This window comes from Rhodobacter sp. P1_C2 (genome assembly GCF_056406375.1).
Genome location: NZ_JBFUAG010000026.1, coordinates 1 through 25,365, shown reverse-complemented (window position 1 = coordinate 25,365; position 25,365 = coordinate 1). Strand labels below are relative to the sequence as shown.

23 protein-coding genes and 1 tRNA gene are annotated in these 25,365 nt (G+C 63.8%); 21 read left to right on the top strand and 3 right to left on the bottom strand.

All coding sequences use genetic code 11. From position 1 onward, the window contains the following. Positions 1-514: EF-Tu C-terminal domain-related protein (locus AC1DZT_RS24885; protein ID WP_478009345.1), on the top strand; the 514-nt coding region annotated here is incomplete at its 5' end. 116 nt (positions 515-630) lie between these two features. Here AC1DZT_RS24885 and AC1DZT_RS24880 read toward each other — a convergent pair. Next, the gene (locus AC1DZT_RS24880; RefSeq protein WP_478009344.1) at positions 631-1,932 is read right to left on the bottom strand and encodes a hypothetical protein; all 1,302 of its coding nucleotides are present in this window, start codon (positions 1,930-1,932) and stop codon (positions 631-633) included. A gap of 169 nt (positions 1,933-2,101) precedes the next feature. On the opposite strand from AC1DZT_RS24880, the gene AC1DZT_RS24875 reads away from it, so the two are divergent. After that, positions 2,102-2,617, top strand: a complete 516-nt coding sequence (locus AC1DZT_RS24875) for an alkylphosphonate utilization protein (RefSeq protein WP_478009343.1) — start codon at positions 2,102-2,104, stop codon at positions 2,615-2,617. A gap of 13 nt (positions 2,618-2,630) precedes the next feature. Here AC1DZT_RS24875 and AC1DZT_RS24870 read toward each other — a convergent pair whose 3' ends face one another. Next, positions 2,631-3,413 carry an LnmK family bifunctional acyltransferase/decarboxylase gene (locus AC1DZT_RS24870; RefSeq protein WP_478009342.1) on the bottom strand — a complete coding sequence of 261 codons (783 nt, stop codon included), beginning with the start codon at positions 3,411-3,413 and terminating at the stop codon, positions 2,631-2,633. Further along, positions 3,410-4,726 (bottom strand): hypothetical protein, encoded by a 1,317-nt coding sequence (locus AC1DZT_RS24865; RefSeq protein WP_478009341.1) that lies wholly within the window; start codon positions 4,724-4,726, stop codon positions 3,410-3,412. The genes AC1DZT_RS24870 and AC1DZT_RS24865 overlap by 4 nt, the downstream gene beginning before the upstream one ends. Positions 4,727-4,791: 65 nt before the next feature. Between AC1DZT_RS24865 and AC1DZT_RS24860 the strand changes: the two genes are divergently transcribed. The 19 genes from AC1DZT_RS24860 to AC1DZT_RS24770 all read left to right on the top strand — a co-directional run. Further along, entirely contained in the window at positions 4,792-5,058 is a 267-nt protein-coding gene (locus AC1DZT_RS24860) for an acyl carrier protein (protein WP_478009340.1), read from the top strand. 59 nt (positions 5,059-5,117) lie between these two features. Beyond that, a tRNA-Trp gene (locus AC1DZT_RS24855) sits at positions 5,118-5,193 on the top strand. Positions 5,194-5,328: 135 nt separating this feature from the next. Next, positions 5,329-5,772 carry a peptide-methionine (R)-S-oxide reductase MsrB gene (gene msrB, locus AC1DZT_RS24850; protein ID WP_478009339.1) on the top strand — a complete coding sequence of 148 codons (444 nt, stop codon included), beginning with the start codon at positions 5,329-5,331 and terminating at the stop codon, positions 5,770-5,772. A gap of 108 nt (positions 5,773-5,880) precedes the next feature. Further along, positions 5,881-6,078 carry a preprotein translocase subunit SecE gene (secE, locus tag AC1DZT_RS24845; RefSeq protein WP_478009338.1) on the top strand — a complete coding sequence of 66 codons (198 nt, stop codon included), beginning with the start codon at positions 5,881-5,883 and terminating at the stop codon, positions 6,076-6,078. A gap of 196 nt (positions 6,079-6,274) precedes the next feature. Further along, positions 6,275-6,808 carry a transcription termination/antitermination protein NusG gene (gene nusG / locus AC1DZT_RS24840; protein ID WP_478009337.1) on the top strand — a complete coding sequence of 178 codons (534 nt, stop codon included), beginning with the start codon at positions 6,275-6,277 and terminating at the stop codon, positions 6,806-6,808. A 106-nt stretch (positions 6,809-6,914) separates the two neighbouring features. After that, entirely contained in the window at positions 6,915-7,367 is a 453-nt protein-coding gene (gene rplK, locus AC1DZT_RS24835; protein WP_478009336.1) for a 50S ribosomal protein L11, read from the top strand. 3 nt (positions 7,368-7,370) lie between these two features. Continuing rightward, a complete protein-coding gene (gene rplA / locus AC1DZT_RS24830; protein WP_478009335.1) occupies positions 7,371-8,069 on the top strand; it encodes a 50S ribosomal protein L1 in 699 nt (232 codons plus the stop codon). Positions 8,070-8,601: 532 nt separating this feature from the next. Then, positions 8,602-9,117 carry a 50S ribosomal protein L10 gene (gene rplJ / locus AC1DZT_RS24825; RefSeq protein ID WP_478009334.1) on the top strand — a complete coding sequence of 172 codons (516 nt, stop codon included), beginning with the start codon at positions 8,602-8,604 and terminating at the stop codon, positions 9,115-9,117. A 71-nt stretch (positions 9,118-9,188) separates the two neighbouring features. After that, complete coding sequence (gene rplL, locus AC1DZT_RS24820; RefSeq protein ID WP_478009333.1) at positions 9,189-9,563, top strand: 50S ribosomal protein L7/L12; 375 nt, start codon at positions 9,189-9,191, stop codon at positions 9,561-9,563. A 238-nt stretch (positions 9,564-9,801) separates the two neighbouring features. Further along, positions 9,802-13,935, top strand: a complete 4,134-nt coding sequence (gene rpoB, locus AC1DZT_RS24815) for a DNA-directed RNA polymerase subunit beta (RefSeq protein WP_478009332.1) — start codon at positions 9,802-9,804, stop codon at positions 13,933-13,935. A gap of 102 nt (positions 13,936-14,037) precedes the next feature. Next, the gene (gene rpoC, locus AC1DZT_RS24810; protein WP_478009331.1) at positions 14,038-18,285 is read left to right on the top strand and encodes a DNA-directed RNA polymerase subunit beta'; all 4,248 of its coding nucleotides are present in this window, start codon (positions 14,038-14,040) and stop codon (positions 18,283-18,285) included. Between the two features lie 69 nt (positions 18,286-18,354). Continuing rightward, positions 18,355-19,242, top strand: coding sequence for a DMT family transporter (locus AC1DZT_RS24805; RefSeq protein WP_478009330.1), 888 nt, complete (start codon positions 18,355-18,357; stop codon positions 19,240-19,242). A gap of 52 nt (positions 19,243-19,294) precedes the next feature. Then, entirely contained in the window at positions 19,295-20,014 is a 720-nt protein-coding gene (locus AC1DZT_RS24800; protein ID WP_478009329.1) for a glycosyltransferase family 2 protein, read from the top strand. Continuing rightward, the gene (locus tag AC1DZT_RS24795) at positions 20,014-20,322 is read left to right on the top strand and encodes a lipid-A-disaccharide synthase N-terminal domain-containing protein (RefSeq protein ID WP_478009328.1); all 309 of its coding nucleotides are present in this window, start codon (positions 20,014-20,016) and stop codon (positions 20,320-20,322) included. The genes AC1DZT_RS24800 and AC1DZT_RS24795 overlap by 1 nt, the downstream gene beginning before the upstream one ends. Then, entirely contained in the window at positions 20,309-21,748 is a 1,440-nt protein-coding gene (locus AC1DZT_RS24790) for an ArnT family glycosyltransferase (RefSeq protein ID WP_478009327.1), read from the top strand. Before AC1DZT_RS24795 ends, AC1DZT_RS24790 begins: the two co-directional genes overlap by 14 nt. A gap of 305 nt (positions 21,749-22,053) precedes the next feature. After that, the gene (gene rpsL / locus AC1DZT_RS24785) at positions 22,054-22,425 is read left to right on the top strand and encodes a 30S ribosomal protein S12 (RefSeq protein WP_478002915.1); all 372 of its coding nucleotides are present in this window, start codon (positions 22,054-22,056) and stop codon (positions 22,423-22,425) included. An 11-nt stretch (positions 22,426-22,436) separates the two neighbouring features. Further along, positions 22,437-22,907 carry a 30S ribosomal protein S7 gene (rpsG, locus tag AC1DZT_RS24780; protein WP_478009326.1) on the top strand — a complete coding sequence of 157 codons (471 nt, stop codon included), beginning with the start codon at positions 22,437-22,439 and terminating at the stop codon, positions 22,905-22,907. Between the two features lie 9 nt (positions 22,908-22,916). After that, positions 22,917-25,037 (top strand): elongation factor G, encoded by a 2,121-nt coding sequence (gene fusA, locus AC1DZT_RS24775; RefSeq protein ID WP_478009325.1) that lies wholly within the window; start codon positions 22,917-22,919, stop codon positions 25,035-25,037. A gap of 84 nt (positions 25,038-25,121) precedes the next feature. Beyond that, positions 25,122-25,365: GTP-binding protein (locus tag AC1DZT_RS24770; protein ID WP_478009324.1), on the top strand; the 244-nt coding region annotated here is incomplete at its 3' end.

The window sequence follows — 25,365 nt, the reverse complement described above, 5'->3', positions numbered from 1 at the left end:
CGGCACCGTTGTGACCGGTCGTATCGAGCGTGGCGTGATCAACGTCGGCGACGAAGTCGAAATCGTCGGCATCCGCGACACCAAGAAGTCGACCTGCACCGGTGTGGAAATGTTCCGCAAGCTGCTGGATCGCGGTGAGGCTGGCGACAACGTCGGCGTCCTGCTGCGCGGCATCGACCGTGAAGGCGTGGAACGTGGCCAGGTGCTGTGCAAGCCGAAGTCGGTTTCGCCCCACACCAAGTTCGAAGCCGAGGCCTATATCCTGACCAAGGAAGAAGGCGGCCGTCACACGCCGTTCTTTGCGAACTACCGTCCGCAATTCTACTTCCGCACCACCGACGTGACCGGCACCGTGCAACTGCCGGCCGGCACCGAGATGGTGATGCCGGGCGACAACCTGAAGTTCAACGTCGAACTGATCGCGCCCATCGCCATGGAAGAGAAGCTCCGCTTCGCCATCCGTGAAGGCGGCCGTACGGTTGGGGCAGGGGTCGTCTCCAAAATCATCGAATGATGATTTTGGACACTCTTGGCGTCGCCGGCGTGGTTTCGAAGATCATCGAGTGATCTCCGGTTAGATGGGCATATTGCCCATCCTACGGGAAAGGCCGCCCTTCGGGGCGGCCTTTGCTATTCCAGCCGGGCGGCGACGAGGGCGGTGACAGTGGCATCCTTCATCTCGGCAGCTAGCTGCACCGCTTCTTCCTCTCGCCCGGTCGCGGCCATCAGCGGGGCCAGAGCCTCGCGCAGCAGGATCGTGGCGATATGGGCGTCGGGAAGCGGTTCCATGAGGGCGAGGGTGGCCTGCGCGCCCTCAACGTCACCGACCTGCAATTGAGCCTCGCCAAGGCGTTGGAACAGCTCTGCCTGCTCCTCCCGCGGGAAGAGGGCGACGAAGGCCGCGCCGCGGGCGGGATCATGGTCAAGCCCCGCATCAAGCGCCTGCATCACCGCGATGGCGCGCTGCCCGTGCCTCACCTGCATCAGAAGCGCATGCGCCGTGGTGATGTCGCCCATCACCATCGAGATGGTTATTCTGGCCCGAAAGCCCGGCTGAAAATTGGGGGGCAGGGCGGTGGCCCGGCCGTATTCCGGCGCGATCTCGTCAGCCTTTTGGGCGCCGGCGCGGGCCCAGACCTCGACCAGACCCTCCTTGGCCGGCTCGCTCAGCAGGGTCGTGGCCGTCAGGTCCGGCCTGCGGGCTAGATCGAGCGCGGTGGCGAGGTCTCCGGCGCGGGCATAGGCCAGCGCCAGGGCGGCAAAGCCGTTGGCCCTTTCTGCGGGATCGGTCCAGCTGGCGATCTCGGCCCGCGCGCCGCTGAGCGCCCCCTTGGCAAAAAGACCGGCCAGAAGGCCTTCGCGCACCGGGTCCATGTCCATGTAAAAACCGGCGTCCCGCAGATTCTGGCGCGGGATCTCGGGCCCGCGCCCCGTCTCCAGCCGGGCGAACCGGGCCAGCCGGTCCGCCGGGGTGGAGGCGACCTGCGCACGGATGCGCGAGGCGCGCGCAATCTCCGCCGGGCTGTAGATGTCCTCGACCGGAAGGCCGGCCATGCGCGACAGATCGGCCAGCGTCGCCTGCAGCCAGGCATCGGTGTCGGGCGCGTCGCCAAGGGGGACAGCGGATGTCCACAGCAAGGTCGCCGCAGACCGCAGCACCTGATGGGCGAAGGTCGGCTCCGGCGCGTCCTTCAGCAGCTGCGCCAGAAGGGCAGCCCGGGTTTGGGTGGCGTCCCCGGTCCCCTCTTCCTCCTGCAAGACGGCGACCGCGAGCAGGCCGGAAGCGCGGATCACGGGCCGATCCTCGGCCACGGCCTGCCGCAGCGCCAGCTGAAAGACGCAAGCCCGCGTCGGTTGGGCCAGGCAATCCGGCTCGGCCGCGCCGGGCAAGGGGGCCAGGGAGAGGCAAAGGGCGAGGCGCAGCATCTTCACGGCGAAACCTCTCCTTGGGGGCTTTCCCCACTTAACCCCGCGGAAGCGCGAAACTTCAACACCCGATGCCGCGCAGGCCCGGTTTCCGCTTGCCCCCGCGCCGCCAGCGTCGCATCCAGCGGCGGTGAGTAGGATGGGCAATCTGCCCATCTTCCTGAAAGGCTGATCCATGACCTGCGTCCTTTGCGCCGCCCCCGATGCCACCCTTGTGCCCCTTCCGCCCGGCGCGGATCAGGCGCTCTTCTGCCCGACCTGTGCTGCGGCCCTCGCTGGCCAGATCATCCCCGGCCCGCGCTGGCGCTGCCTTGGCGATGCGATCTGGGCGGCGGAGCCTGCGACCCAGATCGCCGCCTGGCGTCTGCTCAAATCCCTGCCGCAAGAGGCCTGGGCGGTGGAGCTCCTGGAAAACGTCTACCTCGACCCCGAGGTGCTTTCCCGCGCCGAAGCCGGGCTTTCCGAAGCCGAAGCCGCGGTGGAGCATCGCGACAGCAACGGCGCTCTGCTCGCCCAGGGCGATACGGTGGTGCTGATCAAGGACCTTCCGGTCAAGGGCAGTTCGATGGTGGCCAAGCGCGGCACCGCCGTCCGTGCGATCCGGCTGGTGCGTGACAATCCGGGCCAGATCGAGGGGCGGGTCAATGACCAGACCATCGTGATCCTGACCCAGTTCGTCAAGAAAAGCTGACACCGGGTAGCCCTCAGCGCGGCTTGATCTCCACCGCCTGCATCCGGGCAAAGCTGAGGAACAGGCCGCGCCCTGCCGGGTCGCAAAGTGCTGTGCAGGTCTGCCCCGCACGGGCCGCGATCACGGCCGCGATTTCTTCGCCATCCTCGACATTGCCATAGTAGAAGGCTTGGCGGCTGGCGGCCAGTTGCGGCGCACCTCCCCGCCCGTGCCGCCATTCCGCTGCCCGGGCGATGCGGACGAAGTTCTTGAAATAAAGGAAGTCCGCCGCGTTGAAATCCTGCAGCCGGTTGACCTCGTGGGTCAGCGCGTGCGTCTCGGGCAGCGGCGTCGCCTTGGCCGCGTGATGCGCCTCAAGCCAGCTGTTCACCGCCTCTGGGTCGCGATCCTCGGCCTGCCAGATGTCGCGGACCTTGGAGAATTTCTTGTTCGACCCCGCCGTATCGCGCCGGATGAAGCTGGTCAGCAGCCGCACCTCCAGCCGCACCGTGCCGCCGACCAGAAAGCGCGTGACGCCGATCGCATGCGGCTTGCGGATCGCGGTCAGGGTGGTTTCGGTGGTTACGAGGTCATCCTCGCAGACCGGCTGCGCGAGGTCGGTCCGGGTCTCCAGCGCCATCACCGCATTGTACATCCGCACCCCCTGCGCATCGCGCCAGAGCGAGGGCGGCGTGCCGAGGCTTGCCGCCAGAAGGCTCCAGATCCCCTCCATCGCGAAGGCGAGGGCCCACTCCTCGGCCAGGGTGTGGATGTCCAGATGCGGCAGGCCGGCGGTGAAATCCCGGCGCAGGGTCATTCGATCTCTTCCGGGTCGGAGAGGCCGCTGCTCACCGCCGACCGCATGAAGCCGAACTGACCGATATCCTCGATCGGGCTGTGCAGGATCCGTGCCAGGCCCTCGCCGTAAAAGGCGGCGAAGGTGGCGTCGGATTCGGCGCTGTCCATGCCGGGGCCCATCTGCGGGCCCTCGGTGATCTCGACCTCCAGCCTGCCGTCGCGCTGCAGGCTGCGGGCAAAGAACAGCGTCGAGGGCGCCACCCGCGCCAAGGCCGCCCCGCCAAGCGAGACGCGGAACCGCGTGCCCTCGACCTCGACCTCGGTGGCGGCGCTGCCGGTCATGCCGTCGGGCAAGAGGATCACCAGATGCGGCTCCTTGCGGATGCTGCGGGCCAGCCGCATGAAGCCGAGGTTGACGGTGGCCGCATCGCGCAAGGTCGGCACCCAAAGCATGTCGGGACGCGGCACATAGCTGTGGGCAAAGATCGCCTTGGGCCCCGGCAGGGCCGCAAGCTTGGAAAAGCGGATCGCAGAGCCGGCATGGGCCATCAGGAGGATCGCATTGCGCCCCGCCTCCCGCGCGGCGATGAGCGGGCTCAGGTCGCCGGTGATCTCCTCGCGCACAAAGCGATCGTGATAGGCGATGATCTGCGCCGCGCCCGGCGTGCCCTCGGGGGCGAGGCGGGCCTTCATGTCGGCCTCGTAAAGACAGGCGGCGCGGCGCGACGCGGCCTCTTGCGCCATCAGGCGGGTCTGCGCCTCGGCCAGGGTCAGGCCGCTGACGCGCAGCACCGGGGCCAGCATCTCCTCGCTGAAGAGGCCGGGAACGATCGGTGCCAGGTATTCGCCGCTGCCCTCGCGGACCCACGCGCCCGGGCTGTCCGGCAAAGGCCCCCAGAGGGCGGGTTTCAGCGCGCAGGCGCCGCCCAGCCACCAGCCCATGCCGAAACGCGAGGTCGCGGCCGACAGGATGCCGTTGCGCACCTCGGCCACCCTCGGGCGTTCGAGCAACCCTGCCAGCGTCGTCTCCAGCCCGGCGATATCGCCCATCAGGCTGAGGATCTGCGCCTTGAGCATCTGCAGCGGCATCCGCTGGCGCAGCCGCGGCGGCGCCGCACCGATCACCCGGCAGGCCGCCCCGACATCGCGCCGCACCAGGAAACTGCGCGCCACCTGGGTCACAAGCCTGGTCAGATCCTGATCGGTGGCCGCCTCGCCGGGAAAGTCTGGCTGGGCCAAAGCCTCGGCCAGGGCGGCCCGGATCGCCCGGTCGTCATGCGGCAGGGAAAGGATCGCTTCGGCGGTCTTTGGCCGGAATACGCGGCTTGGCATCTTGGTCTGGCCTTTCATGCCGCTTCAGCTAAGCATTGGTCAGCGGAAATTTGGGAGATATCACCTTGGACTGGAACAAGTTTGCCGCGATTTTGACGCGCCACGCAAGGGCCGAAGGGCGGCTGGACGGCGGAGTTGCGCCGAACACGGTGCTGTTCGGCGCCGGGCTCGACCTTTCGTCGGTGGCGTTTCTGGAAAGCATCCTCGAGATCGAGGAGGAGATCGGCGCCGATATCGATGTGGAAGGCCTCGATGCCGCGATCCGCACGGCGGGGCAGCTTTTCGCCCGGCTTTTCCCCGGCCAAGGCCAGCCACCCGGCCAGAATCCCTGAACCTGCGCCCGCGCCCTCTTGACGTGCCCGGCGCGCTGGTTTACCCCGCCCGCAGGCCTAGGAGTTTAGCTCAGTTGGTAGAGCATCGGTCTCCAAAACCGAGGGTCGTGGGTTCGAGTCCCCCAACTCCTGCCAACCTTGCCGGTTGGCCCGCCGTCTTCCCGATCCCCGCGCCGCAAACCTGATTGTTTCAGTCGAACACAACCGCGCCAGCGGGTTGGAAAACCGGGCCGCAATGCGCATATTCCTGCCAGACACAGGAGAACGCGCATGACCTATACCAAATCTCCCGACCGCATCGCCGCCCTGACCCCGGAGCAGTTCCGCGTCACCCAGCAGAACGGCACCGAACGCCCCGGCACCGGCATCTACCTCGATAACCACGAACCGGGGATCTATGTCGACATCGTCTCGGGCGAGCCCTTGTTTGCCTCGTCCGACAAGTTCGAAAGCGGCTGTGGCTGGCCCAGTTTCACCAAGCCGATCGAGCCCGCCCATGTCGCCGAGCTGCGTGACGTGAGCCATGGCATGATTCGCACCGAGGTCCGCTCGGCCCATGGCGACAGCCACCTTGGCCATGTCTTCCCCGATGGCCCGCGCGACCGCGGCGGCCTGCGCTACTGCATCAACTCGGCCTCGCTGCGCTTTGTCCACCGCGACGACATGGAAGCCGAAGGCTATGGCGCCTACCTGAACCAGGTCGAAGACCGTTGAGCCTTGCAGAGGGCGGCCCTTCCCGGTCGCCCTCTGCCATTTGCGGCGCTTGAATTCCGCGGGCCAACCGCGTATCTGCGACCAGTCCTTATAAAGCGGAGCCCGAAGATGGCCACGACCAACCCGATGCAGTTCATCCAGCAGGTCCGTACCGAGGTTGGCAAGGTCGCCTGGCCCTCGCGCCGCGAAGTGGTGCTGACCACCGTCATGGTCTTTGTCATGGCGGCGCTGACGGCCACCTTCTTCAGCGTGATCGACGTGCTGATCAAGTTCGGCCTGACCTATGTGCTGAGCGCCTTCCACTGAAATCCGCCGGGCGGTTTTGCGGTCGGCCGATTTTCCTTGAAAAAAGGTGATCGGAAGGCTATCCCGCCGCAGGTTCGAGGGACATTCGGCGCGCAGCGATTCGGCGGCGCGCTGTTTTTTGTTCCCTGGCGCGGGTTCCCGCGCGTAATCAAGACGTCTCCGGCACGGGCCGGGGCAAGAATAAGGTGGGCGACGCATGGCCAAGCGCTGGTATTCGGTATCCGTTCTCTCGAATTTCGAGAAGAAAGTGGCCGAGCAGATCCGGACCGCCGTGTCGGAAGCCGGTCTGGAAGAAGAGATTGACGAAGTGCTGGTGCCCACCGAAGAGGTGATCGAGGTGCGGCGCGGCAAGAAAGTGTCCTCCGAGCGGCGCTTCATGCCCGGCTATGTGCTGGTGCGGATGGAGATGTCGAGCCGGGGTTACCACCTGATCTCGTCGATCAACCGGGTGACCGGGTTCCTCGGTCCGCAGGGCAAGCCGATGCCGATGCGCGATTCCGAAGTGAACGGCATCCTGAACCGCGTCGAAGAGGGCGAGGCTGCACCGCGCAACCTGATCCGCTACGACATCGGCGAGAAGGTCAAGGTCACCGACGGCCCCTTCGAGGGCTTCGATGGCATGGTCGAGGAAGTGGACGAGGCGCACAGCCGCCTGAAAGTCTCGGTCTCGATCTTCGGACGGGCGACCCCTGTCGAGCTGGAATTCACCCAGGTGTCCAAGGGCGCCTGAGTGCATCGCGTGGGAGGCGAGCGCCCTTGATCGGGTGACGGACCGGACCACTAAACCGCGACCCTTGCCGAATGAGCGGCGGGCGCAGTGAAAAAGGAGAGGCCAGATGGCCAAGAAGATTATCGGCAGCCTGAAGCTGCAAGTGAAAGCGGGCCAAGCGAACCCGTCCCCGCCGGTCGGTCCGGCGCTGGGTCAGCGCGGTCTGAACATCATGGCCTTCGTGAAGGAATTCAACGCGAAGACCGCTGATCTGCCCCCCGGCACCCCGACCCCGGTCATCATCACCTACTACCAGGACAAGTCGTTCAGCCTCGAGCTGAAGACCGCTCCGGCGTCTTACCTGCTCAAGCAGGCTGCCGGTCTGCCGCTGGTGGGCAAGCGCAACCGCGCCAAGGGTTCGGTCAAGCCGGGCCACACCGTGGCCGGCACCGTCTCGGTCGCACAGATCCGCAAGATCGCTGAAACCAAGATGAAAGACCTCAACGCCAACTCGATCGACGCGGCAATGAGCATCATCCTGGGCTCCGCCCGGTCCTGCGGCATCGAGATCAAGGGGTAAATCATGGCCAAGCTCGGAAAACGTACCCGCATCGCGCGGGAAGCCTTCGTTGGCAAATCGGCCGTCGCTGTCGAAGCCGCTGTCGCCCTGATCAAATCCGCCGCCTCGGCCAAGTTCGACGAGACGCTGGAGATTGCGATGAACCTCGGCGTTGACCCGCGTCACGCCGACCAGATGGTCCGTGGCGTCTGCCAGCTGCCGAACGGCACCGGCAAGACCGTGCGCGTCGCCGTCTTCGCCCGTGGCGCCAAGGCTGACGAAGCCCGCGCTGCTGGTGCCGACATCGTCGGCGCCGAAGACCTGATGGAAACCATCCAGTCCGGCAAGATCGAGTTCGACCGTTGCATCGCGACCCCGGACCTGATGCCGCTGGTCGGCCGTCTGGGCAAGATCCTCGGGCCGCGCAACCTGATGCCGAACCCGAAGGTCGGCACCGTGACCATGGACGTGAAGACCGCCGTCACCGCCGCCAAGGGTGGTGAAGTGCAGTTCAAGGTCGAAAAGGCCGGCGTCATCCATGCCGGCATCGGCAAGATCTCCTTCTCGGACGAGAAGCTGGCCGAAAACGTCCGCGCCTTCGTCGACGCCGTGACCCGCGCCAAGCCGGCCGGGGCCAAGGGCACCTACCTCAAGAAGGTCTCGCTGTCCTCGACCATGGGCCCGGGCGTCTCGCTCGACCTGTCCTCGGCCAGCGCCCGCTGAGCCTTTGACCTGAAATGATCGGCCCCCGGCAGCCTGGCTGCCGGGGGCCTTTTCTTTTGCCGGGGCGGGTTTGGCAGATACAAGCCGGTCGGGGCTTGAAAGCCGCGTCCGGGCCGCCCACATACGATTTCCCGCTTATATTGTGGCATCTCTCCGCCTCGCCGCGCGAAAGCGGGGGTGCAATGCGGGTAAAAAGCTGATATAAGGGGCAGGTTAGGTGCCAAGACGTTCACACCTACCCCCAGCCGTAACGGAAGGCGCATCTCTGATTGCGCCCGTTCGGTGTTCCTTGTAATGACATAATCTGTCCTTGCCGCGTGATTCGTCACGAGGCAGGGACGTGCTTTGTCCGAGACGGTGGGTGCCTTCGCAAGAAAGCTTAATTTCCCTCCTGAGATGGAGTTCGAACCGATTTCACCGGGGCTTATGCCTTGGCCGTCTGCAGGCTCGGAAGACATCATGGACCCGACGCCCCAGGGAAACCCGGGGCAAACATGAGCCGGGGGGCAACCCCCAACCTTGGAGTAAAACTGTGGATAGAGCCCAGAAAGAGAATGTGGTCGAGGAACTCGGCCAGATCTTCGCAAGCTCTGGCGTTGTCGTGGTCGCCCACTACACCGGTATGACAGTTGCTCAGATGCAGACCCTGCGCGCCAAAATGCGCGAAGTGAACGGGTCGGTGCGCGTCGCCAAGAACAAGCTAGCCAAGATCGCCCTTGAAGGGAAGCCCGGCGTCAAGATGGGCAACCTCCTCACGGGCATGACCGTGATGGCCTATTCGGAAGACCCCGTCGCTGCGGCGAAGGTCTGCGAAGCCTATGCCAAGACCAACGACAAGTTCGTTATTCTCGGCGGGGCAATGGGCGATGCGGTTCTGGACCCTGCCGGTGTGAAAGCCGTGGCAGCCATGCCGTCGCGTGAGGAAGTTATCGCTTCCATCGTGGCGTGCCTTGGTGCGCCCGCGTCGAGCATCGCCGGGGCCATTGGTGCGCCTGCGTCTGCGATCGCAAGCATTCTCTCGACCATCGAGGAGCGGCAAGCCGCTTGAAGCAACTGGTGACCGGGTGTGGATTGTCCTCGCCTCGTTAGAACCCCATCTCAAACCTTACGGAACATAAAATGGCCGATCTGAACAAACTCGCCGAAGACATCGTTGGTCTGACCCTGCTGCAAGCAGTGGAACTGAAGACCATCCTGAAAGACAAGTACGGCATCGAGCCGGCTGCCGGTGGCGCCGTCATGATGGCTGCGGCTCCGGCTGCTGCTGCCGAAGTCGTCGAAGAAAAGACCGAATTTGACGTCGTTCTGACCGAAGCTGGTCCGAACAAGATCAACGTCATCAAGGAAGTCCGCGCCATCACCGGCCTGGGCCTGAAAGAAGCCAAGGACCTCGTCGAGGCCGGCGGCAAGGTGAAGGAACAAGCCTCCAAGGCTGACGCCGAAGCCATGAAGAAGAAGCTCGAAGAGGCTGGCGCCAAAGTCGAGCTGAAGTAATCCGATCCCGAGGGTAACCTCGGACAGGATTTGCAAGCAGGGTCGGGAGATTTCCCGGCCCTGCTATGCGCGTCTTGAAAGGTGCTTTTGCGAAAGCCTCTTTCCAGGCGCGGTGATGGTTCGGGAGCTGCCCTAAGGGATGGGCGGCATGAATGGAACCAGTACCCCCTATCGCCCGAGTGGCGCGACCGTGGCCCGACGGAAGCGCGCACTTTGATGATGAAAGGTTACGACGAGCATGGCGCAAGCTTACGTTGGTCAGAAACGTGTCCGCCGGTATTACGGCAAAATCCGCGAAGTCCTGGAGATGCCGAACCTGATCGAGGTGCAGAAAAGCTCCTACGATCTGTTCCTGCGTTCGGGCGACAGCGACAAGCCGCTGGACGACGAAGGCATCCAGGGCACCTTCCAGTCGGTGTTCCCGATCAAGGATTTCAACGAAACCGCAGTGCTGGAATTCGTAAAGTACGAGCTGGAAAAGCCCAAGTACGACGTTGACGAATGCATGCAGCGCGACCTGACCTACGCAGCACCGCTGAAGGTGACGCTGCGCCTGATCGTGTTTGACGTCGACGAGGCAACGGGCGCCCGGTCGGTCAAGGACATCAAGGAGCAGGACGTCTACATGGGCGACATGCCCCTGATGACGCTGAACGGCACCTTCATCGTGAACGGGACCGAGCGGGTCATCGTCTCCCAGATGCACCGCTCGCCGGGTGTGTTCTTCGACCATGACAAGGGCAAGACCCATTCCTCGGGCAAGCTTCTGTTCGCCTGCCGGATCATTCCCTACCGCGGCTCCTGGCTCGACTTCGAATTCGACGCCAAGGACATCGTCTTCGCGCGCATCGACCGCCGCCGCAAACTGCCGGTGACGACGCTGCTCTATGCGATGGGCATGGACCAGGAAGGCATCATGGATGCCTACTACGAGACCGTGATGTTCAATCACGTCAAGAACAAGGGCTGGGTCTCCAAGTTCTTCCCCAAGCGTCTGTCGGGCACCCGTCCGACCTATGACCTGGTCGATGCTGCCACCGGTGAGGTGATGCTGAAGGCCGGCGAAAAGGTCACGCCGAAGATGGCGAACACCTGGGGCAAGGAAGGCAAGATCACCGAGCTTCTGCTGCCCTTCGACATGATCGTGGGCCGCTACGTCTCGAAAGACATCATCAACGAAGAGACCGGGGAAATCTGGGTCGAAGCCGGCGATGAGCTGACGATGGAGTATGACCGTGACGGCAACGTCAAGGGCGGCTCGCTGAAACTGCTGCTGGATCAGGGCATTACCGAGATTCCGGTTCTGGACATCGACAATGTCAACGTCGGTCCCTACATGCGCAACACCATGGCCGTGGACAAGAACATGGGCCGCGACACCGCGCTCATGGACATCTACCGCGTGATGCGTCCGGGCGAACCGCCGACCGTCGAGGCTGCTAGCCAGCTCTTCGACACGCTGTTCTTCGACAAGGAACGCTATGACCTGTCCGCCGTTGGCCGGGTCAAGATGAACATGCGCCTGGACCTCGGCAAGCCCGACACCCAGCGCACGCTCGACCGCGAGGACATCGTGGCCTGCATCAAGGCCCTGACCGAACTGCGCGACGGCAAGGGCGAGATCGACGACATCGACCACCTCGGCAACCGCCGGGTCCGCTCGGTCGGCGAGCTGATGGAGAACCAGTACCGCGTCGGCCTGCTCCGCATGGAGCGCGCCATCAAGGAACGCATGTCCTCGGTCGAGATCGACACGATCATGCCGCAGGACCTGATCAACGCCAAACCGGCGGCGGCGGCGGTGCGTGAATTCTTCGGCTCTTCGCAGCTGTCGCAGTTCATGGACCAGACCAACCCGCTGTCCGAAGTCACGCACAAGCGTCGCCTCTCCGCCCTCGGGCCGGGCGGTCTGACCCGCGAGCGTGCCGGCTTCGAAGTGCGCGACGTTCACCCGACCCACTATGGCCGGATGTGCCCGATCGAGACGCCCGAAGGTCAGAACATCGGTCTGATCAACTCGCTGGCCACCTTTGCCCGCGTCAACAAGTATGGCTTCATCGAGACCCCGTACCGCAAGGTGATCGACAACAAGGTGACCGACGAGGTCGTCTACATGTCCGCCACCGAGGAAATGCGCCACACCGTCGCCCAGGCGAACGCGGCGCAGGATGCCGAAGGCCACTTCACCGACGACCTGATTTCCAGCCGGAAAGCAGGCGACTTCATGCTGAACCCGCCGGATGCGATCGACCTGATCGACGTCTCGCCGAAGCAGCTTGTGTCGGTCGCGGCCTCGCTGATCCCCTTCCTCGAAAACGACGACGCCAACCGCGCCCTCATGGGTTCGAACATGCAACGTCAGGCGGTTCCGCTGCTGCAATCCGATGCTCCGTTTGTGGGCACCGGGATTGAAGCGGTCGTGGCGCGGGACTCCGGGGCGGCCATCATGGCCCGCCGTGCCGGCGTGATCGACCAGGTCGACGCGACGCGTATCGTTGTGCGCGCCACCGAGATGCTGGACCCCGGCGAGCCGGGCGTGGACATCTACCGTCTGCGCAAGTTCAAGCGGTCGAACCAGTCGTCCTGCATCAACCAGCGTCCGCTGGTGAAGGTGGGTGACGTTGTGGTCCGTGGCGAAGTGGTGGCCGACGGCCCTTGCACCGACATGGGCGAACTGGCCCTCGGCCGGAACGTCATCGTCGCCTTCATGCCGTGGAATGGCTACAACTACGAAGACTCGATCCTGATTTCGGAACGCATTCTGAAAGACGACGTGTTCACCTCGATCCACATCGAAGAATACGAAGTCGCAGCCCGCGATACGAAGCTCGGGCCGGAGGAGATCACCCGCGACATCCCGAACGTCGGTGAAGAAGCGCTGCGCAACCTCGACGAGGCTGGCATCGTCTACATCGGCGCCGAGGTTCAGCCGGGCGACATCCTGGTCGGCAAGATCACCCCGAAGGGTGAATCGCCGATGACCCCGGAAGAGAAGCTGCTGCGCGCCATCTTCGGCGAAAAGGCCTCTGACGTGCGCGACACCTCGCTGCGTCTGCCGCCGGGCGCCTATGGCACGATCGTCGAAGTCCGCGTCTTCAACCGTCATGGCGTGGACAAGGACGAACGCGCCGTGCAGATCGAGCGGGAAGAGATCGACCGCCTGTCGCGCGACCGCGACGACGAGCTGACGATCCTGGAGCGCAACATCTACTCGCGTCTGAAGACCCTGATCATGGGCAAGACCGCCGTGAAGGGCCCGAAGGGTGTCAAGGCCGGCTCGACCATCGACGAAGAGCTGATCGGCACCCTGTCCAAGGGTCAGTGGTGGCAGCTCGCCCTGGCGGAAGAATCCGATGCCAAGGACGTCGAAGCCCTGCACGACCAGTTCGAAGCGCAGAAGCGCGCGCTCGACAACCGGTTCGAGGACAAGGTCGAAAAGGTCCGTCGTGGCGACGATCTGCCTCCGGGCGTGATGAAGATGGTCAAGGTCTTCGTCGCGGTGAAGCGCAAGCTGCAACCGGGCGACAAGATGGCCGGTCGTCACGGCAACAAGGGGGTTATCTCCAAGGTGGTTCCGGTCGAGGACATGCCTTTCCTCGCCGATGGCACCGCGGTGGACCTCGTGCTCAACCCGCTCGGCGTGCCGAGCCGGATGAACGTGGGTCAGATCCTCGAGACGCATATGGGCTGGGCCGCGCGCGGTCTGGGCCTGAAGATCGACGAGGCGCTGAAGGACTATCGCCGTCACGGCGACATGACCCCGGTGCGCGAGGCGATGCGTCTGGCTTACGGCGACGAGACCTATGAAGAAGCCTTCGCCGACCGCAACGAGGCGGATTTCCTGGAACTCGCGGGCAATGTGACCCGTGGCGTTCCGATCGCCTCGCCGGTCTTCGACGGCGCCAAGGAGCTGGATGTCAACGACGCGCTGACCCGCGCGGGTTTTGACACTTCGGGTCAATCCGAGGTCTTCGACGGCCGCACCGGCGAGAAATTCGCCCGCAAGGTCACGGTTGGCGTGAAATACATGCTGAAACTCCACCACCTGGTGGACGACAAGCTGCACGCCCGTTCGACCGGCCCGTACTCGCTCGTCACGCAGCAGCCGCTGGGTGGCAAGGCGCAGTTCGGTGGTCAGCGTCTGGGGGAAATGGAAGTCTGGGCTCTGGAAGCCTATGGCGCCGCCTATACCCTGCAGGAAATGCTGACCGTGAAGTCGGACGACGTGGCAGGCCGGACCAAGGTCTACGAAAGCATCGTCAAGGGCGAGGACAACTTCGAAGCCGGCGTGCCGGAATCGTTCAACGTCCTTGTCAAGGAAGTGCGCGGCCTCGGCCTCAACATGGAACTCCTGGATGCGGAGGAGGAATGACGCGGTGGGTGCGCCCTGAAGGCACACCCTACGTAGGGTGCGCATTCATTGCGCACCTTGCCGCCGATCCCTCCCCCGCCGCCCCCATTCTTAGGAATTGAAATGAACCAGGAACTCTCGACCAACCCTTTCAACCCGGTTGCTCCGATCAAGACCTTTGACGAGATCAAGATCTCTCTGGCTTCGCCGGAGCGGATTCTCTCGTGGTCCTATGGCGAGATCAAGAAGCCGGAAACCATCAACTACCGGACCTTCAAACCCGAGCGTGACGGTCTGTTCTGCGCCCGGATCTTCGGGCCGATCAAAGACTACGAATGCCTTTGCGGCAAATACAAGCGCATGAAATATCGCGGCGTCGTCTGCGAAAAGTGCGGCGTGGAAGTCACCCTGCAAAAGGTGCGCCGCGAGCGGATGGGCCATATCGAGCTCGCCGCCCCGGTCGCCCATATCTGGTTCCTGAAATCGCTGCCCTCGCGCATCGGTCTGATGCTGGACATGACGCTGCGGGATCTGGAACGCATCCTCTACTTCGAAAACTATGTGGTGATCGAGCCGGGTCTGACCGACCTGTCCTATTGCCAGATGCTGACCGAAGAAGAATATCTCGACGCGCAGGACCAGTATGGTGCCGACGCCTTCACCGCCAACATCGGCGCCGAAGCGATCCGCGAAATGCTGGTCGGCATCGACCTCGAGTCGCTGGCCGATCAACTGCGCGCTGACCTCAAGGAAGCGACGGGCGAGCTGAAGCCGAAGAAGATCATCAAGCGTCTGAAGATCGTCGAGCATTTCCTCGAATCCGGCAACCGTCCGGAGTGGATGGTGCTGACCGTGCTTCCGGTCATCCCGCCGGAACTGCGCCCGCTGGTCCCGCTGGATGGCGGCCGCTTTGCGACCTCCGACCTCAACGACCTTTACCGCCGCGTGATCAACCGCAACAACCGTCTGAAGCGGCTGATCGAACTCCGCGCGCCCGACATCATCGTGCGCAACGAAAAGCGGATGCTGCAGGAAGCTGTCGATGCCCTCTTTGACAACGGCCGTCGTGGCCGCGTCATCACCGGCACCAACAAGCGTCCGCTGAAGTCGCTGTCCGACATGCTGAAAGGCAAGCAGGGCCGCTTCCGTCAGAACCTTCTGGGCAAGCGCGTCGACTTCTCGGGTCGTTCGGTCATCGTGACCGGGCCGGAGCTGAAGCTGCACCAGTGCGGTCTCCCGAAGAAGATGGCCTTGGAACTGTTCAAGCCCTTCATCTACTCGCGTCTGGAAGCCAAGGGTCTGTCTTCGACCGTCAAGCAAGCCAAGAAGCTGGTGGAAAAAGAGCGTCCCGAGGTCTGGGATATCCTGGATGAAGTCATCCGCGAACATCCCGTGCTGCTGAACCGCGCGCCCACGCTGCACCGTCTTGGCATCCAGGCCTTCGAGCCGATCCTGATCGAAGGCAAGGCGATCCAGCTGCACCCGCTGGTCTGCTCGGCCTTCAACGCCGACTTCGACGGCGACCAGATGGCTGTCCACGTTCCCCTCTCGCTGGAAGCCCAGCTTGAGGCCCGCGTTCTGATGATGTCGACGAACAACGTTCTGTCGCCCGCCAACGGCGCGCCGATCATCGTTCCGTCGCAGGACATGGTTCTGGGCATCTATTACGTCACGATGGAGCGCAAAGGCATGGTCGGCGAGGGCATGGCCTTCACCGATATCGACGAAGTCGAACATGCGCTGGCCTCGGGCGCCGTTCACCTGCATTCCAAGATCAAGGCGCGTCTGCGTCAGGTCGACGAAGAGGGCAATATCGTCTGGAAGCGTTTCGATACGACCCCCGGCCGTCTGCGCCTGGGCAATATCATGCCGCTGAACGCCAAGGCGCCGTTTGATCTGGTCAACCGTCTCTTGCGCAAGAAGGACGTGCAGTCCGTCATCGACACCGTCTACCGCTACTGCGGTCAGAAAGAGTCGGTGATCTTCTGTGACCAGATCATGGGTCTGGGCTTCAAGGAAGCCTTCCGTGCCGGCATCTCCTTCGGCAAGGACGACATGCTGATCCCGGACTCCAAGTGGCCGATCGTGAACGAAGTCCGCGATCAGGTGAAAGAGTTCGAACAGCAGTACATGGACGGCCTGATCACCCAGGGCGAAAAGTACAACAAGGTCGTCGACGCCTGGTCCAAGTGCTCGGACAAGGTCGCGGCTGACATGATGTCCGCGATCTCGGCCGTGAAATACGACCAGGCCGGCGCCGAAATGGAACCGAACTCGGTTTACATGATGTCGCACTCCGGGGCCCGGGGTTCGCCAGCGCAGATGAAGCAGCTGGGCGGGATGCGCGGTCTGATGGCCAAGCCTTCGGGCGAGATCATCGAGACGCCGATCATCTCGAACTTCAAGGAAGGTCTGACCGTGTTGGAGTACTTCAACTCCACCCACGGCGCCCGGAAGGGTCTGGCCGATACCGCGCTGAAGACGGCGAACTCGGGTTACCTGACCCGCCGTCTGGTGGACGTGGCGCAGGACTGCATCGTGCGGTCGCACGATTGCGGCACCGAGCGTGCGATCACCGCCGATGTGGCCGTCAATGACGGTGAAGTCGTGCAATCGCTGGCCGAGCGTGTGCTGGGCCGGGTGGCTGCCGATGACATCATCATCCCGGCGACCGGTGAGGTCGTGGTAGGCAAGGGTGAACTGATCGACGAACGCCGTGCCGACCTGATCCATCAGGCGGGCATCGTGACCGCGCGCATCCGTTCGCCGCTGACCTGCGAGGCCGAAGAGGGCGTCTGCGCCATGTGCTATGGCCGTGACCTTGCACGCGGTACGCTGGTCAACCAGGGTGAAGCTGTCGGCATCATCGCCGCACAGTCGATCGGCGAACCCGGCACGCAGCTGACGATGCGGACTTTCCACATCGGCGGCATCGCGCAGGGCGGTCAACAGTCCTTCCTCGAAGCCTCCCAAGAGGGCAAGATCGAGTTCCGCAACGCCAACCTCCTGTCCAACGTCTCGGGCGAGCAGATTGTCGTCGGCCGGAACATGTCGATCGCGATCCTCGACGAGGCGGGTGCGGACCGGGCGGTGCACAAGCTGACCTATGGTGCCAAGCTGCACGTCAAGGACGGCCAGATGGTCAAACGCGGCAACAAGCTGTTCGAATGGGACCCCTATACCCTGCCGATCATCGCCGAAAAGACCGGTGTGGCGCGGTTCAAGGACCTCATCTCGGGCATCTCCGTCCGCGAGGATACCGACGAAGCGACCGGCATGACCCAGAAGATCGTCTCCGACTGGCGCTCGGCCCCCAAGGGCAACGAGCTGAAGCCGGAAGTGATCGTCATGGACCCGGCCACGGGCGAGCCCGTGCGTTCGGAAACCGGCAACCCGATCTCCTACCCGATGTCGGTGGACGCCATTCTGTCCGTCGAAGACGGTCAGGAAATCCGCCCCGGCGACGTTGTGGCGCGTATTCCGCGCGAAGGTGCCAAGACCAAGGACATCACCGGGGGTCTTCCCCGCGTGGCCGAACTGTTCGAAGCCCGTCGCCCGAAGGATCACGCGATCATCGCGGAAACCGATGGCTATGTCCGCTTCGGCAAGGACTACAAGAACAAGCGCCGCATCACCGTTGAGCCGGTCGATGAGACGCTGACGGCGGTCGAATACATGATCCCGAAGGGCAAGCACATTCCGGTTCAGGAAGGCGACTTCGTCCAGAAGGGGGATTACATCATGGACGGCAACCCGGCTCCGCACGACATTCTGCGGATCCTGGGGGTCGAGGCGCTTGCCAACTACATGATCGACGAAGTGCAGGACGTCTATCGTCTGCAAGGCGTGAAGATCAACGACAAGCACATCGAAGTGATCGTGCGCCAGATGCTCCAGAAGTTCGAGATTCTGGACTCGGGCGAGACGACGCTGCTGAAGGGCGAGAACGTCGACAAGGCCGAACTGGACGAAGCCAACGACAAGGCCAATGCACGCGGTCTGCGCGCTGCCGTGGCCGAGCCGATCCTGCTCGGGATCACCAAGGCGTCGCTGCAGACCCGCAGCTTCATCTCGGCGGCCTCGTTCCAGGAGACCACGCGGGTGCTGACCGAGGCTTCGGTTCAGGGCAAGCGCGACAAGCTCGTCGGCCTGAAAGAGAACGTCATCGTGGGTCGTCTGATCCCGGCCGGTACCGGTGGTGCCACCAGCCGCGTGAAGAAGATCGCGACCGACCGCGACCAGACCGTGATCGAAGCCCGCAAGTCCGAGGCCGAGGCGGCCGCTGCCCTGGCAGCCCCGCTCGCGGTGATGGACCTGGGCGACGACCGCGACTCGGGTCTGGTCGACACGATCGAAAGCCGCGGCGAATAAGCCGTCCGGTCTGAAAACACGGGCCCCCTGCCTGCGAAGGTGGGGGGCTTTTCCTTGTGGCGGCCTCGCATGACACTCTCCGACAATTCCCGCGGCATCCTTCTGATGTGCGCCTCGATGCTGGCCTTCACGCTGAACGACACGCTCGTCAAAGCGGTGACGGGGGGCGGCCTGCCGCTGTTCCAGACCATCCTTCTGCGCGGCCTTCTGGCGACGGCGGGGCTTCTGGTCATCGCCGCCCGCACGCCGGGCGGTTTCAACCTCTTGCCGCAGGGCAGGGACCGCATCCTCCTGTCCTTGCGCACGGTGGGCGAGATTTCCTCCACGCTGACCTTTCTGGTCGCACTGACCCATATGCAGCTCGCCAACCTTTCGGCCATCATGCAGTCGCTGCCGCTGGCGGTGACGCTGTCGGCGGCCGTGCTCTTCAAGATGCCGATCGGCTGGCGGCGGCTCAGCGCGATCATGGTGGGTTTCGTCGGCGTCCTCCTGATCATCCGCCCCGGCGCCGCCGATTTCGACCGCTGGTCGATCCTCGGCCTCGCCTCGGTGGCCTGCGTGGTGCTGCGCGATCTGTCGACCAAGGGGTTTTCGGCCAAGCTGCCCTCGACCACCGGGGCGATCTGGGCCGCCTGTGCCGTGACCCTGATGGGCATTCTGGGCGTCGCGGTGGAAGGGTGGCAGCCGGTCACCGTGACCCAGCTGGCCCAGACCACGGCGGCGGCGGGCTTCCTGATCATCGGCTATCTCTGCGCGATTTCGGTGATGCGGGTCGGGGATCTGGCGCTGGTGGCGCCCTTCCGCTATACCTCGCTGCTCTGGGCGATCCTGCTCGGCTGGGCGCTGTTTGGCACTTTGCCCGATGCGCTGACCCTGATCGGCGGCGCGGTGGTGGTGATTTCCGGCATCTATGTCATCCTGCGGGAACGCAAAGCGCGACATGTGCGCAGGGCATGAATTGCAAGGCGCTAACACCTGCTCTATATGGCAGGCAACAGGGGCAAGGATCATGACCAACATATCTGTCGTCATTCCGGCCCGCAACGAGGCCGAGAACATCGGCTCTTTGGTGCAAGCCATTGATGCGGCCCTGAAATCCCATGCGCCGATCGAGATCATCGTCGTCGATGACGGCTCGACCGACGGCACCGCCGCGGCGGTCCATGGCTTGGGCATTCCCCATGTCCGCCTGTTGCGCCATGCCACTTCGGCCGGGCAGAGTGCTGCGGTTCACACAGGTGTGATGGCCGCCACCGCCCCGGTGATCTGCACGCTGGACGGCGACGGCCAGAACCCTCCGGAAGAGCTGCCGCGTCTGGTCGCACCGCTGCTGGCGGATCTGGCGGGGAATGTCGGTCTGGTCGCCGGCCAAAGGGTCAAGCGGCAGGACACCTGGTCGAAGAAGATCGCCTCGCGTCTGGCCAATGGTCTGCGCGGCTGGCTTCTGAAGGACGGCACCCGCGACACCGGCTGTGGCCTGAAAGCCTTCCGGCGCGAGCCTTTCCTCGCACTCCCCTACTTCGACCACATGCACCGCTATCTTCCGGCGCTGTTTGCGCGCGATGGCTGGCAGGTCGCCCATGTCGATGTCAGCCACCGCGCCCGCGTGGCCGGGGCGTCGAATTATTCCAACCTGCAACGGGCCCTGGTCGGCGCCGTGGATCTGCTGGGCGTTGCCTGGCTGCTGCGCCGCCGCAAGAAGGCGAAAGCCCTGCCCGAGGAGCGGTGATGCACACAATCCTGTCGCTGATGCATGTCGAAACCTCGGCGGATGCGCTTTGGGTGATCGTGGGTCTCTTGGGCCAGCTGATGTTCACCGGGCGCTTCATCGTCCAGTGGCTCGCCTCCGAGAAAGCCGGGCGCTCGGTCGTTCCGGTGGCCTTCTGGTATTTCAGCATCCTCGGCGGGCTGATCGTGCTGGCCTACGGGCTGCGCAAGCTTGATCCGGTGATCATCCTCGGCCAGCTGCCGGGCACCATCATCTATTCGCGCAATCTTTGGCTGATCTACAAGGAAAGGCGCAGTGTTGTCGGTTGAGGAGAAGGCCTGGCTGCCGCGATCCCTTGCCATCGTCGGGATCATCACGGCGCTGCGGCTGCTGCTTCTGGCCTTCGACCGCACCGACCTTTTCGTGGACGAGGCGCAATATTGGCTCTGGGGCCAGCACTTCGCCTTCGGCTATTTTTCCAAACCGCCGCTGATCGCCTGGCTGATCGGCGGGGTGACGACGCTGGCGCAGTCCGATGCCGTCTTCTGGGTCCGGATGCCGGGCGCCATCCTGCATGGCGCGACGGCGCTGATCCTTGCGGCCCTTGGGGCGCGGATCGGCGGGCGGCAGGTCGCGGTCTGGGTGGCGGCGGCCTATGTGACGCTGCCTATGGTGGCCCTTGGCAGCCTGCTCATCTCCACCGACACGGTGCTGGCCCCTTTCTTCGCCGCGGGCCTGTTCTTCTACCACCGCCTGATGGCCGAGCATCGCTTGCGCGATGCGCTTCTGGTGGGGGTGATGGCAGGGATCGCTTGTCTCGCCAAATATGCCGGGGTCTATCTTCTGGCCGGCATCGCGGTGGCGGCGGTCTGCGACCGCGACCTGCGGCCGCGCATGAAGGAGCTCACGCTGATCCTGCTGGCCTGGGCGGCCATCGTGGCGCCCAACCTGATCTGGAACCTGACCAACGGGCTCTCGACCCTGAACCACACCGGCCAGAACATCAACTGGATCGAGCATGGCGACCTCTTCGACGAATTCGGGCTCGATGACCTGTTCGAGTTCTGGGGCACCCAGCTTGGCGTGGTCGGTCCGATCATGTTCGGCGCCTTCCTTCTGGGCATAAGGCGATTCCGCAGGAACGCCTTCCTCGTCGCCTTTGCCTTCACGCCGATCGTCGTGGTCTCGGTCCAGGCCATGATGGACCAGGCGCTGGCGAACTGGGCGATCACCACCTATTTCGCCGGCACCGTGCTGGCGGTCCTGGTGCTCGACCGTTTCCCGCGCTGGCGGCTCGCCTCGGTCCTGACCAATGGCGCCCTCTGCCTGGCCCTGCCGGTGCTGACCGTCTTCCCGAGCCTTGGCCCGAACGGCAAGCCCCTGCTGCAACGCTACATCGGCCGCGCCGCGATGAGCGCCGAGATCATGGCACTGTCGCGCCAGTCCGGCTCTGCCCCCATCGTCACCGACAACCGCGATGTGCTGGCCGACCTCTTCTACACCGGGCGCGGCCAGGATCTGCGCTTCTTCTCGACCCCGCCGCTGGGCAAGCCGCGCACCCATTACGAACAGACCTACCCCTTGCCCGCAGATCTGACCGGCCCGGTCCTTCTGGTGACCCAGACCAAACCGACCTGCGCGACCGAAGCCCTGCCGCTGACGCTTTCCGGCACCGCCTATCGCAAGACCACGCTCGCAGCCTACCTCGTCACCGCCGATTGCGCGCGCGAGGTTCACGCGCCCGACGAGGACTGACCCGGGCGCAGGGCGGACCTGACGCCACGGCCAGGGGCCAAAGCCCCAAGCGCTGTTGACTTCCCAAGCGATTCCCCCTATCAGCCGCCTACCTCAGCCACGGGTCCGCCCTGGCGGAGGTCAAGACATTGGAACTGGTCACGATCCGGGTCACCAAACCCCGATCCTCTGGAATTCCGCCGCACCGCACCCGCGTTGGGGGCGACTGCGGTTTTGGCATTTTGCGATAGGCGCAAGATGACATGTCGAGAAGTGGCGCATCGAGGTTCGGTGCGAGTATTGACAGAGCAACACGAGGAACGTGCATGCCGACTATTCAACAGCTGATCCGCAAACCGCGGGAGGCACCAGTCCGGAAGTCCAAGTCCCAGCACTTGGAATCCTGCCCCCAGAAGCGCGGCGTCTGCACCCGCGTTTACACGACGACCCCGAAGAAGCCGAACTCCGCTATGCGGAAAGTCGCCAAAGTGCGTCTGACCAACAGCTTCGAAGTCATCTGCTACATCCCCGGCGAAAAGCACAACCTGCAAGAACACTCGGTTGTTCTGATCCGCGGCGGCCGTATCAAGGACTTGCCCGGCGTGCGTTACCACATCCTCCGCGGCGTTCTCGACACGCAAGGCGTCAAGGAACGCCGTCAGCGTCGTTCGAAGTATGGCGCCAAGCGTCCGAAGTGAGGAGATAAAGCATGTCCCGTCGTCACGCCGCTGAGAAGCGCGAAATTCTGCCCGACGCCAAGTATGGTGATCGGGTCCTGACCAAGTTCATGAACAACCTGATGCTCGACGGCAAGAAGTCGGTCGCTGAAGGCATCGTTTATGGCGCCCTTGACCGCGTTCAGACCCGTCTGAAGCGCGAGCCGATCCAGGCTTTCCACGAAGCCCTGGACAATGTGAAACCCTCCGTCGAAGTGCGTTCGCGCCGCGTCGGTGGTGCAACCTACCAGGTTCCGGTTGAAGTCCGGTCCGAGCGTCGCGAAGCCCTGGCGATCCGTTGGGTCATCACCGCTGCCCGCAAGCGCAACGAAAACACGATGGAAGAACGTCTGGCTGCTGAACTGTCCGACGCGGTGAACAACCGCGGCACGGCCGTGAAGAAGCGTGAAGACACCCACAAGATGGCCGACGCAAACAAAGCGTTCAGCCATTACCGCTGGTAAGGGGTTATCATGGCGCGCGAATACCCGCTTAATCGCTATCGTAACTTCGGCATCATCGCTCACATCGACGCGGGTAAGACCACGACGACCGAGCGGATCCTCTACTACACCGGCAAGACCCACAAGATCGGGGAAGTCCACGATGGCGCCGCCACCATGGACTGGATGGAGCAAGAGCAAGAGCGTGGCATCACGATCACCTCGGCTGCCACCACGACCTTCTGGCAGCGCCAGATCGACTCCGCCAACCACTCGTCGGACGACAAGTACCGCTTCAACATCATCGACACCCCCGGCCACGTCGACTTCACCATCGAAGTCGAACGTTCGCTGGCCGTGCTCGACGGTGCCGTGGTTCTGCTCGACGGCAACGCCGGCGTGGAGCCCCAGACCGAAACCGTGTGGCGTCAGGCTGACCGCTACAAGGTTCCGCGGATCGTGTTCGTCAACAAGATGGACAAGACCGGCGCGGATTTCATGAACTGCGTCAAGATGATCGCCGACCGTACCGGCGCTGTCCCGATGCCGATCCAACTGCCGATCGGTGCCGAAGACAAGCTGGAAGGCATCATTGACCTGATCACCATGGAAGAATGGGTCTATCAGGGCGAAGACCTCGGCGCTTCCTGGGTGCGTCAACCGATCCGCGACAGCCTGAAGGCTGACGCTGACAAATGGCGCTACAACATGCTCGAACTGGCCGTCGGCCAGGACGACGAAGCCATGGAAGCCTATCTCGAGGGCAACGAGCCCGACGAAGCGACGCTGCGCAAGCTGATCCGCAAGGGCACCCTTGCGATCGAATTCGTGCCGATCCTCGCCGGCTCCGCGTTCAAGAACAAGGGCGTCCAGCCCATGCTCAACGCCGTGATCGACTTCCTGCCCGACCCGCTCGACGTGCCGCCCTACCTGGGCTTCGAGCCGGGCGACGAGACGGAAACCCGCAACATCTCCCGTTCGGCGGATGATGCGCAGCCCTTCTCCGGTCTGGCCTTCAAGATCATGAACGACCCCTTCATGGGCACGCTGACCTTCACCCGGATCTACTCCGGTCAGGTGAAGAAGGGCGACCAGCTGATGAACTCGACCAAGGGCCGCAAGGAACGCGTCGGCCGCATGGTCATGATGCATGCCAACAAGCAGGAAGAAATCGCCGAGGCTTTCGCCGGCGATATCATGGCGCTGGCTGGCCTGAAGGAAACCACCACGGGTGACACGCTGTGTGATCCGGCCCATCCGGTGGTTCTGGAAACCATGACCTTCCCGACCCCCGTGATCGAAATCGCCGTGGAACCGAAGTCCAAGGCCGACCAGGAAAAGATGGGCATCGCCCTCGCGCGCCTGGCTGCCGAAGACCCGTCCTTCCGCGTCGAGACCGACCTCGAATCCGGTCAGACGATCATGAAGGGCATGGGCGAACTTCACCTCGACATCCTCGTCGACCGCATGCGTCGCGAGTTCAAGGTCGAGGCGAACATCGGTGCCCCGCAGGTGGCCTACCGCGAGACCATCTCGCGCGAAGCCGAAATCGACTATACCCACAAGAAGCAAACCGGTGGTACGGGCCAGTTCGCCCGCATCAAGCTGATCATCACCCCCACCGAGCCGGGCGAAGGTTACTCCTTCGAATCCAAGATCGTTGGCGGTGCGGTGCCGAAGGAATATATCCCCGGTGTCGAAAAGGGCATCAAGTCCGTGATGGACTCAGGTCCCCTGGCTGGCTTCCCGGTGATCGACTTCAAGGTGGCGCTGGTTGACGGTGCGTTCCACGACGTCGACTCCTCGGTCCTCGCCTTCGAAATCGCGGCGCGTGCCGGGATGCGTGAAGGCATGAAGAAGGCCGGTGCCAAGCTCTTGGAACCGATCATGAAAGTCGAAGTCGTCACCCCGGAGGAATACACCGGCGGCGTCATCGGCGACCTGACCTCGCGTCGGGGCATGATCAACGGCCAGGACAGCCGCGGCAACGCGAACGTCATCGCCGCCATGGTTCCGCTGGCCAACATGTTCGGCTACATCAACACGCTGCGTTCGATGACCTCGGGCCGGGCCGTGTTCTCGATGTCCTTCGACCATTACGACGCCGTGCCGCAGAACATCTCGGACGAGATCCAGAAGAAATACGCTTAACCGGTGTGGCGGGGGTTACCCCGCCCTACCACCCCGTAGGGTGGGGTCCACCCCACCGCAACCGAACGACATAGGAGCACCCAAATGGGTAAGGCAAAGTTTGAACGGAACAAGCCGCACGTCAACATCGGCACGATCGGCCACGTTGACCACGGCAAGACGACGCTGACCGCTGCGATCACCAAGTATTTCGGCGAATTCCGCGCTTACGACCAGATCGACGGCGCGCCGGAAGAGCGGGCCCGCGGCATCACCATCTCGACCGCCCACGTCGAATACGAGACCGAGAGCCGTCACTACGCCCACGTCGACTGCCCCGGCCACGCCG